The following is a 14,357-nucleotide window of genomic DNA, read 5'->3' as shown; positions in this document are numbered from 1 at the left end:
AGCGGGTCCGGCTTCCTAGACTTGCCTGGATATGTCTGGCCCGAACACTGACTACGACCCTGTGGAGGTCGCCGCCGTGAGCCCTGCCGAGCTCGAGACGGCGCGCGACGCCGCCCTCGCCGCGATCGCCGCCGCGGCCGACCTGGAGCAGCTCAAGGCGGTGCGCGGCGAGCACGCCGGCGACCGCTCGCCGCTGGCCCTCGCCAACCGCGAGATCGGCGCCCTGCCGCCCCAGGCCCGCAAGGAGGCCGGCCAGCGCGTCGGCCAGGCCCGCGGCGCCGTGGGCAAGGCGCTCGCCGCGCGGCAGGAGGTGCTCGAGGCGGAGCACGAGGCGCGGATCCTGGTCGAGGAGGCCGTCGACGTGACGCTGCCGACCGACGAGCTCCCGCTCGGCGGCCGCCACCCGCTCACCACCGGCGCCGAGCTGATCGCCGACATCTTCGTCGCGATGGGCTGGGAGGTCGCCGAGGGACCGGTGATCGAGGCCGAGTGGCTCAACTTCGACGCGCTCAACCTGGGCCCGGACCACCCTGCGCGCACCATGCAGGACACCTTCTGGACCGAGCCCGCCGACAACCACGTCGTGCTGCGCACCCACACCAGTCCGGTCCAGGCGCGCACCATGCTGACCCGCGGTGTCACCGAGGGGGCCCCCATCTACGTCGTGTGCCCGGGACGGGTCTTCCGCACCGACGAGTACGACGCCACCCACTCGCCGATGTTCCACCAGGTCGAGGGCCTCGCCATCGACGAGGGCATCTCGATGGCCCACCTCAAGGGCACCCTCGACCACTTCGCGAGCCAGATGTTCGGCGAGGGGATCACCACCCGGTTCCGGCCGTCGTACTTCCCCTTCACCGAGCCGTCCGCCGAGGTCGACCTCATCTGTTTCGTCTGCCTGGGCGTCGGACACGACGACACGGGGACTGCCTGCCGCACCTGCCGTGGCGAGGGCTGGATCGAGTGGGGCGGCTGCGGCATCGTGAACCCGCGCGTGCTCCAGGCCTGCGGCGTCGACTCGGAGCGCTACTCCGGCTTCGCCTTCGGCATGGGCATCGACCGGACCCTGATGTTCCGGCACGGCCTCGAGGACCTGCGCACCCTGTTCGAGGGCGACGTGCGCTTCACCACGGCATTCGGGAGTGAACTATGACCACCCCATTCAAATCCTCACTTCGTTCCGGTTTGAACGGGGACCCCGGATGAAGGCCCCTGTCTCCTGGATCCGGGAGCTCGTCGACCTGCCCGCGTCGGTCACCACCGAGGTGCTGACCGACCGGCTCACCGCGCTCGGTCTCAAGCTCGAGGCGATCGACTCCGCCGACATCACCGGTCCGCTCGTCATCGGCCGCGTCCTCACCCAGGACAAGGAGCCGCAGAAGAACGGCAAGACCATCAACTGGTGCACCGTCGACGTCGGTGACGCCAACGGCACGGGCGAGCCGCAGGGGATCGTGTGCGGCGCGCACAACTTCGCTCCGGGCGACCTCGTGGTCGTCATCCTCCCGGGCGGTGTGCTGCCCGGGAACTTCGAGATCTCCGCCCGCAAGACCTACGGCCACGTCTCGGCCGGCATGATCTGCTCGGCCCGCGAGCTCGGCATCGGCGAGGACCACGACGGCATCATCGTGCTCCCGGCAGATGCGGGAGAGCCCGGCGACGACGTCCTCGGCCTGCTCGGGCTCGACGAGGAGATCATCGAGTTCGAGATCAACCCCGACCGCGCCTATGCGCTCTCGCTGCGCGGCGTCGCCCGCGAGGCGGTGCTCGCCCTCCATCAGATGGGATACAGCGACGTGCCGTTCACCGACCCGGCCGAGCGTGAGCTCCCCGAGGTCGACGGCAAGGCCTGGGAGGTCGTCGTCGACGACCCCGCCGGCTGCCCGGTGTTCGCCGCGCGGCTGGTCAGCGGCTTCGACCCGGCCAGGCCGACGCCGGAGTTCATCAAGCGCCGCGTCGAGCAGGCCGGCATGCGCTCGATCTCGCTCGCGGTCGACGTCACCAACTACGTCATGCTCGAGCTGGGCCAGCCCATCCACGGCTACGACGCCGACAAGGTCGCCGGCGCCCTCGGCGTCCGCCGGGCCCGGGAGGGCGAGAGACTCACCACGCTCGATGGTGCCGTCCGCGTCCTCTCCGCGGACAACGGGGGTGACCTCGTCATCACCGACGACTCCGGCCCGATCGGTCTGGCCGGCGTGATGGGCGGGGCCACCACCGAGATGTCGGACACCACGACCCGGATCCTCATCGAGGCGGCGCACTGGGACGCCGTCTCCATGTTCCGCACCGGCAAGCGCCACAAGCTGACGTCCGAGGCCGGCAAGCGCAACGAGCGCGGCGTCGACCCACTGCTGCCCGGCATCGCGGCCGACCGCGTGGTCGAGCTGCTCGTCGCCCACGGCGGCGCGAGCGCCGAGCCCGGCTACACCCTGGTCGGCACCGCCCCCGAGCGGCCCACGGTCACCATCGCCACCGACCTGCCCGCACGACTCAGCGGCATCGACATCACCGCGATGACCACCGTCGAGAGCCTCCGGGCGATCGGCGCGACGGTCACCGAGCAGGACGCCGACACCATCGAGGTGGTCCCGCCGACCTGGCGCCCCGACATCAACGACCCCTACGACCTGGTCGAGGAGGTCGTCCGGATCGTCGGCTACGACCAGGTGCCGAGCGTGCTCCCGCGGCGGGCGACCGGACGCGGCCTGACCCGCACCCAGCGCCTGCGCCGCCGGATCGGCCGCACCCTCGCCGGCGCCGGCCTGGTCGAGGTGGTCAGCTTCCCGTTCGTCGGCGAGGCGACCTTCGACAAGCTCGGCCTGCCCGCCGACGACCCGCTGCGCGCCACCGTCGGCCTGGCCAACCCGCTCTCCAGCGAGGAGCCGGCCTACACCACCACGCTGCTGCCGGGACTGCTCGAGGCCGCCGCCCGCAACGTCGGGCGCGGTGCTCCCGGCGTCGCGCTGTTCGAGACCGGCACCGTCGCCTTCCCCGCCGACAACGGTCCCGCACCCATCTACGGCGTCCACACCCGCCCGTCCGAGGCCGAGCTCGAGAAGCTGGTCGAGGCCCTGCCCGTGCAGCCCCAGCACCTCGCCGTCGTCCTCGCGGGCGAGCGGCGCCGCGCCGGCTGGTGGGGGGCCGGGACCGAGGCCGGCTGGACCGACGCGCTGGCCGTCGTACGACGCCTGGCGGCCGACCTCGGCGTCACCGTCGAGGTCGCCTCGGCGGCCCGGATGCCGTGGCACCCGGGCCGCTGCGCGCTGATCGGCATCGACGGCGTCGAGATCGGCCATGCCGGCGAGCTGCACCCCAACGTGTGCCGCGCCTACGGCCTGCCCGCGCGCAGTGCCGCCGTCGAGCTCGACCTCGACGCGCTGATGGCCGCGGCCACCGAGGTCCTCCCGGGACCGGAGTTCTCCACGATGCCGCTGGCCAAGGAGGACGTTGCGCTGGTCGTCGACGCCGACGTCACCGTGGCGGCCGTCGAGGCCGCGCTGCGCGAGGGGGCCGGCGAGCTGCTGGAGTCGATCCGGCTGTTCGACGTCTACACCGGCGAGCAGATCGACGAGGGCCGCAAGTCGCTCGCGTTCGCCCTGCGCTTCCGCGCCCCGGACCGCACGCTCACCGAGGCCGAGACCGGCGCCGCGCGCGACGCCGCCGTGGCCCGCGCCACCGAGCTGACGGGAGCGGTGCAACGCTGAGCCCCGGCGAGCCGGGGCCGCGGCTGCGGCTGGCCGACGAGGTGACCTGGGACGGCGTCGCCGTGCCGGGCGAGCGGACGCGCACGCTGCTCGCGGCCCTGGCCGAGGCTCGCGGCAAGACCGTGGGCGAGGAGCCTCTGATCGAGGCGATCTGGGGCGATGAGCCGCCGGCCAGTCCGACCAAGGCGCTGCAGGTCGTCGTGTCCCGCGCGCGGGCCGCGACTGCGCCCGGCGTCGTCGAGCGCGCCGGCCACGGCTACCGGCTCGCCCTCGACACCGGCGACGTCGACGTGTGGGCCAGCGACCAGGCGGTCGAGGCCGCCCGCCGAGCCGTCGCCGCGGGCGCCTGGAGCGAGGCGGCGGCGTACCTCCCCCAGCTCGAGGGGCACGCCCTGCTCGCGGGCCGGATCCTCGCCGCGCTGGGTCGCCACGACGAGGCGCTCGTGCTGCTCGACGCGGCCGGCACTGACGGCGACGACCTGGCGTTGGCCGCGCTGCTGCGCAGCGAGGCCGCCGTCCGCGGCGTGCCCGCGGCCCTGACCCGGTACGAGGAGCACCGCGCCCGGCTGGCCGAGCGCCTCGGCGTCGATCCCGCGCCGGAGCTGCAGGCACTGCACCACGAGCTGCTGCTGCTCGACCGGCCGGTCCGGTCCGGCCTGAGCCACTACGCCAGCAGTCTGGTCGGGCGCACCGACGACCTGGCCCGGCTCCGAGCGCTGGTCGGCTCCCACCGGGTCGTGTCGATCCTGGGCCCGGGGGGCCTCGGGAAGACCCGGCTCGCCCAGCTGGTGGCGGCCGAGGCCGAGCAGCCGGTGGTGTACGTCGTGGAGCTGGTCGGCGTCGTCGACCCCGACGACCTCGTCGGCGAGGTCGGCTCGGTCCTCGGCGTCCGTGACTCGGTCGCGGGACGGCAGGTGCTGAGCGCGGAGCAGCGCCGCGACGTACGCTCCCGCATCGCCCAGCAGCTCGACCAGGCCCCGACCCTGCTGGTGCTCGACAACTGCGAGCACCTCGTCGAGGCGGCCGCGGACCTGGTGGCCTTCCTGGTGGCGGTGACCCCGACGCTCCGGGTGCTCACCACCACCCGCGCTCCGCTCTCGATCGCCGCCGAGCACGTCTTCGAGCTCAGCCGGCTCGGGCCCGCGGACGCGGCCGACCTGTTCCGGCAGCGGGCGCTGGCCGCGCGACCCGGGCTCGTGCTCCCGGAGGAGGCGGTCTGGGAGATCGCCGAGCGGCTCGACGGCCTGCCGCTGGCCATCGAGCTCGCGGCGGCGAAGGTGCGGGCCATGTCGGTCGACGACATCGCGACACGCCTCGAGAACCGGTTCGCGCTCCTGCGCGGCGGCGACCGCAGCGCGCCCGACCGGCACCAGACCCTGCTGGCGGTCATCGACTGGTCCTGGAACCTCCTCGGTGAGCGCGACCGCCTCGCCCTGCGCCGCCTGTCGGTGTTCCACGACGGCTTCACCCTCCCGGGCGCCGAGGCGATGCTGGGGCCGGACGCACTGGACTCGGTCGAGGAGCTGGCCGCGCAGTCCCTCCTCACCGTGCTCGACACCGGCACCGGGTCGCCGGTGCGCTACCGGATGCTCGAGACGGTGCGCGAGTTCGGCCGGATGCAGCTGGTCGACGCGGGTGAGGAGGTCGCGGCCCACGCCGACCACCGGGCCTGGGCGCTCGCTCTCGCCGACACGCTGGGCCCGAGGATCTTCTCCGGCGAGCAGGTCGCCACGATCGACGCGATCGCGGCCGAGGAGAACAACCTCGCCGACGCGCTGCGCAAGGCGCTCGCCGCGACCGACGCCGACGCGGTGGTCTCGCTGCTCGCCGCCCTCGGCTCCTTCTGGAGCATCCGCGGCGAGCACGCCCGGGTCATCATGCTCTGCGAGCCGACGGCGGAGGTGTTCGCCGCCACCTCTCCGTCCGGCGAGCGCGACGACCAGACCCGGGCCGCGCTGTGCCTGACCCTGGTCAACTCCTGGATCGCCCAGCTCGACGTGGTCGGCGACCTGCACGCCCGGCTGGCCGCCCTCGGCCCGGGTACGTCGAGCCCGCGAATCGCGGCGATGACCCTGGTCGTCCTGGGCGCCGGCGCGCCGGACGACAACCCGTTCCTGTCCCCGACCGACGACCTGCTCGACTCGGGCGACCCGATCGTGCGGGAGCTCGCGTTGCAGTGGCGCAGCCACGAGCGGGAGAACGCCGGCGACGTCGCCGCCGCGATCGCGGCCGCCGAGGAGGCCCTCTCCGTCGCGACCGACTCTTCCGGGCCGTGGAGCCGGGCGGTGCTGCACACCCAGCTCGCCGGCCTCTACAGCCAGGCGGGCGAGATCGCCAGGGCCGAGCCGCACGCCCGGGCGGCGGTGCCGGTCCTGCTCCGGCTCGGCGCCCGCGAGGACGCCCTCCAGGCGATGGCGACCGGCGCGATCGCCTCGGTGGAGCGCGGCGACCCGGACGCCGCCGAGCGCGCCCTCGACGAGGTCGAGGTGTTGGCCGGCCTCACCACCGGTGGCGCCTTCAGCGCCCGCGGCACCCTCCTGGTCACCCGCGCGGAGATCGCCCTCGCGCGCGGTGAGGTCGAAGAGGGGTGCCGGCTGGCCCGCGAGGCCGCCGCGGCGATGAGCGCCGTCCGGTTCCCGGGGATGGGCGCCGACGCCGACATCGCGCCGTGGGCGATCTACGGCACCACCGTCGCGGTGGTCGCCCACGCCGTCCACGACCGGGAGGACGAGGGGGCTGCGCTCCACCGCTGGCTGGCCGCCGTGGCGCCTCGGGTGGTCCAGCGCGACCGGCGGTTCGTCGACATACCGGTCGTCGGGCTGCTGCTGTTCGCCCTCGGCACCTGGGGCCTGCGCTTCGCGACGATGCCCGCTGCCGACGCCGTCCGCCTGCTCGTGATCGCCGACCGCTGCGCCTACCCGCGCTTCGTCCCGACCCTGTCCTGGGCGCGGGCCGTCGCCCTCGCCGAGGAGCGGCTGCCCGGTGGGCTGTCCCGGATCGACGCCGAGTACGACGAACGCCGCGGGCCCGCCCTCATGGACGAGGCCCGCGACGTCGTGGTTCACATCTTCCGGGAGTAGGACCGCACGGCCAGCGGCGCGAAGATCGCGACGACCAGGGCGCACGCGAGGAGCGCCCAGCCGACCTCACCGGTGACGGCGCCGTCGTTCATCAGGTCGCGGACGGCGGTGACGACGTGCGAGACCGGGTTGATCTTGACGAAGGTCTGCAGCCAGTCCGGCATGGTGCCCGCCGGGACGTAGGCGTTGGACAGGAAGGTCAGCGGGAACATGATCATCATGCCGATGCCCTGGACCGCCTGCGCCGAGCGCGCCACGGTGCCGAGCAGCGCGAAGATCCATGCCAGCGACCAGCCGGCGACGACGGTGAGCAGCCAGCCGGCGACCACGCCGGCGACACCGCCACCGGGGCGATAGCCCATCGCCAGACCGACCACGATGGTGATCGTCGCGGCGATGCCGTAGCGCAGCAGGTCGGCCAGCATCGGGCCCGCGAGCGGCGCGATGCGCGCGATCGGCAGCGACTTGAACCGGTCGAAGACGCCCTTGTCCATGTCCTCGCGCATCTGCGTCCCGGTCGCCATGCAGGCCGTCAGCGCGGTCTGGGCGAGGATGCCGGGGATCATCAGCGGCAGGTAGTCGGTGACCGAGCCGGACACCGCGCCGCCGAAGACGTAGGCGAACATCGCGGTGAACAGGATCGGCTGCAGCGTCACGTCGAAGAACTGCTCGGGGTTGCGGCGCATCTTCTTCAGTGCACGCCACGCCATCGCGAAGGTCTGGGACAGCGTGTCCTGGATGCTCGGCCGGTCGGCGAGCGGGCGGTCGAGCGTGGCGGTCGTCTCGGGGAGCAGGGTTTGTGTGGTCATCAGGCCACCTCCTCGTCGTGGAGCTCGTGGTCGTCGGTGTCGCTGTGGTGGCCGGTCAGCGCGAGGAACACCTCGTCGAGCGTCGGCTGGCGCACCGTGGCGGTGGTGATGGACAGCTCGGCCTGGCGCAGCGCGATCAGCACGTCGCCGGCGCGGTCGGCGTCGGGCAGGGCGATGTTGAGCCCGCCCGCCTCGGGAGTGAGCACCGGCGCCTCGCCGAGCAGCCGCTCGACGATCGCGGCGGCCTCGGCCGTGTGGGAGCGCTCGCTGAGCCGCAGGTGCAGCGTCGAGTCGCCGACGCTGGTCTTGAGCTGCTCGGGGGTGCCCTCGGCCACCTTGCGGCCCTGGTCGATGACCGCGATCCGGTCGGCCAGCTGGTCGGCCTCGTCGAGGTACTGCGTGGTGAGCAGGATCGTCGAGCCCTGGGCGACCAGCTCGCGGATCGTGTCCCACATCTGGCCGCGGGTGCGCGGGTCGAGGCCCGTGGTCGGCTCGTCGAGGAAGATCAAGGGCGGCTGGGCGATCAGCGAGGCGGCCAGGTCCAGGCGCCGGCGCATCCCGCCGGAGAAGTTCTGGATCTGCCGGTCCGCCGCCTCGGTGAGGCCGAAGCGCTCGAGCAGCTCGCCCGCCGTACGACGAGCCTGCGGGGTGCGCTGGCCGAGCAGGCGACCGAAGAGGATCAGGTTCTCGGTGGCGGTCAGGTTCTCGTCGACGGAGGCGTACTGGCCGGTGACGCCGACGAGCTGCCGGATCTGGTGGGGATGCTCGGCGACGTCGACGCCGAAGATCGAGGCGCGGCCGCTGTCGATGGGCAGCAGTGTCGCGAGCATGGACAAGGTGGTGGTCTTGCCGGCGCCGTTGGGGCCCAGCACGCCGAAGACCTCGCCGCGGGCGACCTGGAGGTCGATGCCGTCGACCGCGCGGAAGGTGCCGAAGGTCTTCACGAGACCGCTGGCGTCGACCGCGAGGTCGCGCCCCCCGGTGGGAGGGTGGAGGATGTCGTTCATGGCGCCGAGCGTGCCGGGTCCCGCTTTCACTCCGGTTTCAACGGACCGGTGTCGCGGTTTCATGCACAACCCTGTATGTTCATGCACATGAGCAAGGTCAGGATCGCCGTCGCCGGCGCCAGTGGGTACGCCGGGGGTGAGGTGCTGCGGCTGCTGCTCGGCCACCCCGGCGTCGAGATCGGTGCGGTCACCGCGGGCAGCAACGCGGGGGAGCGCCTCGGCGCCCTGCAGCCCCACCTGGTGCCGCTCGCCGACCGGGTGCTCGAGCCGACCACCGTCGAGGTGCTCGCCGGCCACGACGTCGTCTTCCTCGGCCTGCCCCACGGCCAGTCCGGCGCGCTGGCCGAGGAGCTCACCGCGCACAACCCCGCTGTCGTCGTCATCGACTGCGGCGCCGACTTCCGGCTCGAGGACGCCGGCGAGTGGGAGCGGTTCTACGGCAGCCCCCACGCCGGCACCTGGCCCTACGGCCTGCCCGAGATCCCCGGCAACCGCGAGGCGCTCCACGGTGCCAAGCGGGTCGCCGTCCCGGGTTGCTACCCGACCATCTCCTCGCTGACGCTGGCTCCCGCGGTGGCGGCGGGACTCGTCGTACCGGACGTGGTGGTGGTGGCCGCCTCCGGCACCAGCGGCGCAGGCAAGGCCGCGAAGCCCCATCTGCTCGGAGCTGAGGTGATGGGCAACACCAGCGCGTACGGCGTCGGCGGCGTGCATCGCCACACCCCCGAGATCACCCAGAGCCTCGGCCGACTGACCGACGCCGAGGTGCGGGTCAGCTTCACGCCGCTGCTCGTGCCGATGTCGCGCGGCATCCTGGCCACCTGCTCGGCGCCGCTGGCCGGCCCGGTCACCGCCGAGGAGGCCCATGCCGCCTACGTGAAGGCGTACGCCGACGAGCCGTTCGTCCACGTCCTCCCCGCGGGCCAGTGGCCGCAGACCCAGGCGGTGCTGGGCTCCAACGCCGTCCACCTCCAGGTCACCGTCGACGAGACCGCCGGCCGGCTGGTCGCCGTCGGCGCCATCGACAACCTCGCCAAGGGCACCGCCGGCGCCGCCGTGCAGTGCATGAACCTCGCCCTCGGTCTCGACGAGACCACGGGCCTGACCACGGTAGGACTGGCCCCGTGACCGATCAGACCGAGCAGGCGTACTCCCTGTCCCGCTACCCCGAGACCCTCGCGGTCGTCCGCCTCGGCCCCGGCGCCGAGATCCCGCTGTGGGCCGAGTCGTCCTCGGTCTTCTCGATCACGGCCACGGCCACCGAGACCTCGCTGGTCTGCGCCGGACGCAGCGTGCCGAAGAAGGCACCCCACCACAAGCCGCTCACCGCCTTCTGCGTCGACGGTCAGCTCGACCTGTCCGCGGTCGGCATCCTGGTCGGCCTGCTCACCCCGCTGGCCGAGGCCGAGATCCCGGTCTTCACGCTCTCCACCTTCGACACCGACTGGATCCTGGTCCCGACCGGGATGGCCGACCGGGCCGAGGAGGCCTGGCGACGATCGGGGCACACCGTCGCCCCCGCCGTCCCTGTCTGAACCATCTCGAAGGAAACCCATGAGCGTCACCCACCCCGCCGGCTTCGTCGCCGCCGGCGCCGCGATCGGCCTGAAGTCGACCGGCAACAAGGACTTCGCCCTCGTCGTCAACCAGGGCCCCACGTTCGACTCCGCCTCGGTCTTCACCAGCAACCGCTGCAAGGCCAACCCGGTGCTGTGGAGCGAGCAGGTCGTCAAGGACGGCGTCGTGCGGGCCGTCGTCCTCAACTCCGGCGGCGCCAACTGCTACACCGGCCCCGAGGGCTTCCAGACCACCCACCAGGTCGCGGAGAGGGTCGGTGAGCTGGTCGGCATCGCCGCCGGCGACGTCGTCGTCTGCTCCACCGGCCTGATCGGCCTGGTCAACGACCGGCAGCGGCTGCTCGACGGCGTCGGCGCCCTCCACGAGCAGCTGTCCGCCGCCGGCGGCAACGACGCGGCCGAGGCGATCATGACCACCGACACCGTCGCCAAGCAGGTCGTCGTGCAAGGCGACGGCTGGTCGATCGGCGGGATGGCCAAGGGCGCCGGGATGCTCGCCCCGGCGCTGGCCACGATGCTCGTGGTCATCACGACCGATGCCGTCGTACCCGCCGCCGACCTCGACGCCGCGCTCCGCGCCGCCACCCGGGTCAGCTTCGACCGGCTCGACTCCGACGGCTGCCAGTCGACCAACGACACCGTCACGCTGATGGCCAGCGGCGCCTCCGGCGTGACCCCGAGCGCGGCCGACTTCGCCGCCGCGCTGACCGAGGCCTGCCGCTCGCTGGCGATCCAGCTGCTCGCCGACGCCGAGGGCGCCGACCACGAGATCGCGATCACCACCGTCAACGCCGCCTCCGAGGAGGACGCGGTCGAGGTCGGCCGCAGCGTGGCCCGCAGCAACCTGTTCAAGGCCGCCGTCTTCGGCAAGGACCCCAACTGGGGCCGGGTGCTCGCCTCCGTCGGCACGACGGCCGCCGTCTTCGACCCGGCGGACCTCGACGTCGCGATGAATGACATCTGGGTGTGCCGCAACAGCACTCCCGCCGAGGACCCGTCGCTCGTCGACCTGTCCGGTCGGTCGGTCACCGTCACCATCGATCTCAAGTCCGGCGACGCCGAGGCGACCGTCTGGACCAACGACCTCACCCACGCCTACGTCCACGAGAACAGCGCCTACTCCTCATGAACAACGAAGCCCCCGGGAAGCCCGACCCGTTCAAGGCCGAGACCCTCGCCGGCGCGCTGCCCTGGCTGAAGGCCTACCACGGCAAGGTCGTCGTGGTGAAGTACGGCGGCAACGCGATGACCGACGAGGCGCTCAAGCGCGCGTTCGCCGAGGACATCGCGTTCCTCCGCTTCGCCGGCTTCCGCCCGGTGGTCGTCCACGGCGGCGGCCCGCAGATCTCCACCATGCTGAACCGGCTCGGCATCGAGTCCGAGTTCCGCGGCGGCCTGCGGGTGACCACGCCCGAGGCGATGGACGTGGTCCGGATGGTGCTCGTCGGCCAGGTCCAGCGCGAGCTGGTCGGCCTGATCAACGAGCACGGCCCGCTCGCGGTCGGCCTGTCCGGTGAGGACGCCGGCCTGTTCACCGCCGAGCAGACCGGCACCGTCGTCGACGGCGAGGAGGTCGACCTCGGCCTGGTCGGCGAGGTCGCGCAGGTCCGGCCCGAGGCGGTCCTCGACCTGATCGAGGCCGGCCGGATCCCGGTCGTGTCCAGCGTCGCGCCTGACATCGACGGCGTCGTCCACAACGTCAACGCCGACTCCGCTGCCGCCTCGCTGGCCGCCGCGCTCGGCGCCGAGAAGCTGCTCGTCCTCACCGACGTCGAGGGCCTCTACCTCGACTGGCCCGACCCCGAGGAGGTCATCGGCGAGATCAGCCCGGAGGCGCTGGAGGAGATCCTCCCGTCGCTGGCCAGCGGGATGATCCCCAAGATGAGCGCCTGCCTGCAGGCGGTGCGCGACGGCGTGAAGCGCGCGACCGTCGTCGACGGGCGCCAGGCGCACGCCGTGCTGCTCGAGCTGTTCACCGACGAGGGCGTCGGCACCCAGGTGCTGCCCGGCGTCACGACCAAGACCCGCAAGGCGAGGGAGGCGCAGCAGTGACCACCACGGACTCCGGCAACAGGGAGTGGACCGAGCGCTACACCGGCGCGCTGATGAACACCTTCGGCCCGCCCAAGACCGTGCTGGTGCGCGGCGAGGGCGCCCACGTCTGGGACGCCGACGGCCGCGAGTACGTCGACCTGCTCGGCGGCATCGCCGTCAACGCGCTCGGTCACGGCCACCCGCGCCTGGTCGCCGCCGTCACCGAGCAGCTGCAGACCCTCGGCCACATCTCCAACTTCTTCGCCAGCGCGCCGCAGATCACCCTCGCCGAGCGGCTCGTCACGCTGCTCGGCGCCGAGGCCCGGGTGTTCTTCACCAACTCGGGCGCCGAGGCCAACGAGGCCGCGTTCAAGCTGACCCGGCGCACCGGACGCACCAGGATCGTCGCCACCGAGGGCTCCTTCCACGGCCGCACCATGGGCGCCCTCGCGCTGACCTCCAAGCTCGCCTACCGCGAGCCGTTCGAGCCGCTGCCCGGCGACGTCGTCTTCGTCCCGTACGGCGACGCGGCCGCGCTCGAGGCCGCCGTCGACCGCGACACCGCGGCCGTGCTGGTCGAGCCGGTGCAGGGGGAGGCGGGCGTCATCGTGCCGCCGCGCGACTACCTGCCGACCGCCCAGCGGATCGCCCACGAGAACGGCGCGCTGCTCTGGCTCGACGAGATCCAGACCGGCGTCGGCCGCACCGGCAGCTGGTTCGCCCATCAGAACCCCGCCCTGGTCGACGCCCCGGTGACCCCCGACATCGTGACGCTCGCGAAGGGCCTCGCCGGCGGCATCCCGATCGGCGCCTGCCTCGCCACCCACGGCGCCGGCAAGCTCTTCGACCCGGGCAACCACGGCACCACCTTCGGCGGCAACCCGGTCGCCGCGGCGGCGGCGCTCGCCGTCCTCGACGTGATCGCCGAGGACGACCTGCTCGCCCACGCGAGCCTCCAGGGCGCCGCGCTGCGGCAGGCGGCTGCCGCCGACCCCCGTGTCGTCGAGACCCGCGGCGAGGGCCTGCTGATCGGGCTGACCCTCGCCGAGCCGAAGGCCGCCGAGGTGGTCACGGCTGCCCAGGACGCCGGCTTCCTCCTCAACGCCCCCACCCCCGACCGGGTCCGGATGGCTCCGCCGCTCAACCTCGCCGACGCCGACGTCGCCGTCTTCGCGGCGGCCTGGCCCGCCATCCTCGACCAGGCAGGAGTGACTGCATGACCCGCTCGTTCCTCCGCGACGACGACCTCACCCCGGCCGAGCAGGCCGAGGTCCTCGACCTCGCGGCGAGGCTCAAGGCCGAGCCCTACGACCATCAGCCGCTGGCCGGACCCCGCACCGTCGCGATGATCTTCGACAAGCCGACGCTGCGCACCCAGGCCTCCTTCGCGGCCGGCATCGCCGAGCTCGGCGGTCACCCGATGCTCGTCGACGGCACCCTCGCCGGCATCGGCAAGCGCGAGTCGGTCGCCGACGTCGCCCGGGTGCTCGGGCGCCAGGCGTCGCAGATCGTCTGGCGCACCTACGCCCAGGCGAACCTCGACGAGATGGCGGCCTACGCCGGCGTCCCGGTCGTCAACGCGCTCACCGACGACTTCCACCCCTGCCAGCTGCTCGCCGACCTGCTCACCATCCGCGAGCGCAAGGGCGACCTGGCCGGTCTGACCGCCGCCTTCCTCGGCGACGGGGCCTGCAACATGGGCAACTCGTGGCTGCTCGCCGGCGCGACCGCCGGTCTGCACGTGCGGATCAGCGGACCCGAGGGCTATGTCCCCGACGACGCCATGTTCGCGCGTGCCAACGAGATCGGCGCCGCCACCGGCGGCTCGGGGGCCACGGTGGCCGATCCGCGCGAGGCCGTCGCCGGCGCCGACGTCGTCATCACCGACACCTGGGTCTCGATGGGCAAGGAGGACGAGCGCGACGCCCGCCGCGCGGTGTTCGGCCCGTGGTCGGTCACGCCCGAGCTCGTCGCCGCGGCGAAGGCGGACGCCATCGTGATGCACTGCCTGCCGGCGTACCGCGGCATGGAGATCGCCGCCGAGGTTCTCGACGGCCCGCAGAGCGTGGTGTGGGACGAGGCCGAGAACCGGCGCCACGCCCAGAAGGCGATCCTGACCTGGCTCGACGGCAAGCGGTCCTGA

11 protein-coding genes are annotated in these 14,357 nt (G+C 73.1%); 9 read left to right on the top strand and 2 right to left on the bottom strand.

Annotated elements, in window-relative coordinates; genetic code table 11:
• Positions 1 to 31 precede the first annotated feature (31 nt).
• From pheS to ACUP6Y_RS12760, 3 genes are read left to right on the top strand one after another with little or no spacing between them, the layout of a single operon-like run.
• Positions 32 to 1,153 (top strand): phenylalanine--tRNA ligase subunit alpha, encoded by a 1,122-nt coding sequence (gene pheS, locus ACUP6Y_RS12770; protein WP_462551092.1) that lies wholly within the window; start codon positions 32 to 34, stop codon positions 1,151 to 1,153.
• Positions 1,154 to 1,202: 49 nt separating this feature from the next.
• Positions 1,203 to 3,707: a phenylalanine--tRNA ligase subunit beta gene (pheT, locus tag ACUP6Y_RS12765; RefSeq protein WP_462551091.1), complete on the top strand. Its 2,505-nt coding sequence runs from the start codon at positions 1,203 to 1,205 to the stop codon at positions 3,705 to 3,707.
• Between the two features lie 41 nt (positions 3,708 to 3,748).
• A complete protein-coding gene (locus ACUP6Y_RS12760; RefSeq protein ID WP_462551090.1) occupies positions 3,749 to 6,787 on the top strand; it encodes an NB-ARC domain-containing protein in 3,039 nt (1,012 codons plus the stop codon).
• Here ACUP6Y_RS12760 and ACUP6Y_RS12755 read toward each other — a convergent pair.
• Positions 6,769 to 7,596 (bottom strand): ABC transporter permease, encoded by an 828-nt coding sequence (locus ACUP6Y_RS12755; RefSeq protein ID WP_462551089.1) that lies wholly within the window; start codon positions 7,594 to 7,596, stop codon positions 6,769 to 6,771. The two genes, ACUP6Y_RS12760 and ACUP6Y_RS12755, sit on opposite strands and share 19 nt — an antisense overlap.
• Positions 7,596 to 8,603 carry an ATP-binding cassette domain-containing protein gene (locus tag ACUP6Y_RS12750; protein WP_462551088.1) on the bottom strand — a complete coding sequence of 336 codons (1,008 nt, stop codon included), beginning with the start codon at positions 8,601 to 8,603 and terminating at the stop codon, positions 7,596 to 7,598. The genes ACUP6Y_RS12755 and ACUP6Y_RS12750 overlap by 1 nt, the downstream gene beginning before the upstream one ends.
• 81 nt (positions 8,604 to 8,684) lie before the next feature.
• On the opposite strand from ACUP6Y_RS12750, the gene argC reads away from it, so the two are divergent.
• Genes argC through argF form a run of 6 tightly spaced genes read left to right on the top strand, consistent with a single transcriptional unit; the run spans position 8,685 to position 14,357 of the window.
• Complete coding sequence (argC, locus tag ACUP6Y_RS12745) at positions 8,685 to 9,731, top strand: N-acetyl-gamma-glutamyl-phosphate reductase (RefSeq protein ID WP_462551087.1); 1,047 nt, start codon at positions 8,685 to 8,687, stop codon at positions 9,729 to 9,731.
• Positions 9,728 to 10,138 (top strand): ACT domain-containing protein, encoded by a 411-nt coding sequence (locus ACUP6Y_RS12740; protein ID WP_462551086.1) that lies wholly within the window; start codon positions 9,728 to 9,730, stop codon positions 10,136 to 10,138. Before argC ends, ACUP6Y_RS12740 begins: the two co-directional genes overlap by 4 nt.
• Before the next feature lie 19 nt (positions 10,139 to 10,157).
• Positions 10,158 to 11,309: a bifunctional glutamate N-acetyltransferase/amino-acid acetyltransferase ArgJ gene (argJ, locus tag ACUP6Y_RS12735; RefSeq protein ID WP_462551085.1), complete on the top strand. Its 1,152-nt coding sequence runs from the start codon at positions 10,158 to 10,160 to the stop codon at positions 11,307 to 11,309.
• Positions 11,306 to 12,232, top strand: a complete 927-nt coding sequence (argB, locus tag ACUP6Y_RS12730; RefSeq protein WP_462551084.1) for an acetylglutamate kinase — start codon at positions 11,306 to 11,308, stop codon at positions 12,230 to 12,232. Before argJ ends, argB begins: the two co-directional genes overlap by 4 nt.
• On the top strand, positions 12,229 to 13,434 hold the full coding sequence (locus tag ACUP6Y_RS12725; protein WP_462551083.1) for an acetylornithine transaminase: 1,206 nt from the start codon (positions 12,229 to 12,231) through the stop codon (positions 13,432 to 13,434). Before argB ends, ACUP6Y_RS12725 begins: the two co-directional genes overlap by 4 nt.
• A complete protein-coding gene (gene argF / locus ACUP6Y_RS12720; protein WP_462551082.1) occupies positions 13,431 to 14,357 on the top strand; it encodes an ornithine carbamoyltransferase in 927 nt (308 codons plus the stop codon). Before ACUP6Y_RS12725 ends, argF begins: the two co-directional genes overlap by 4 nt.

Source organism: Nocardioides sp. S5-5, from assembly GCF_054954065.1.
Note: the sequence above shows the minus strand (reverse complement) of the source record. Positions and strands in the feature narration are given on the sequence as shown.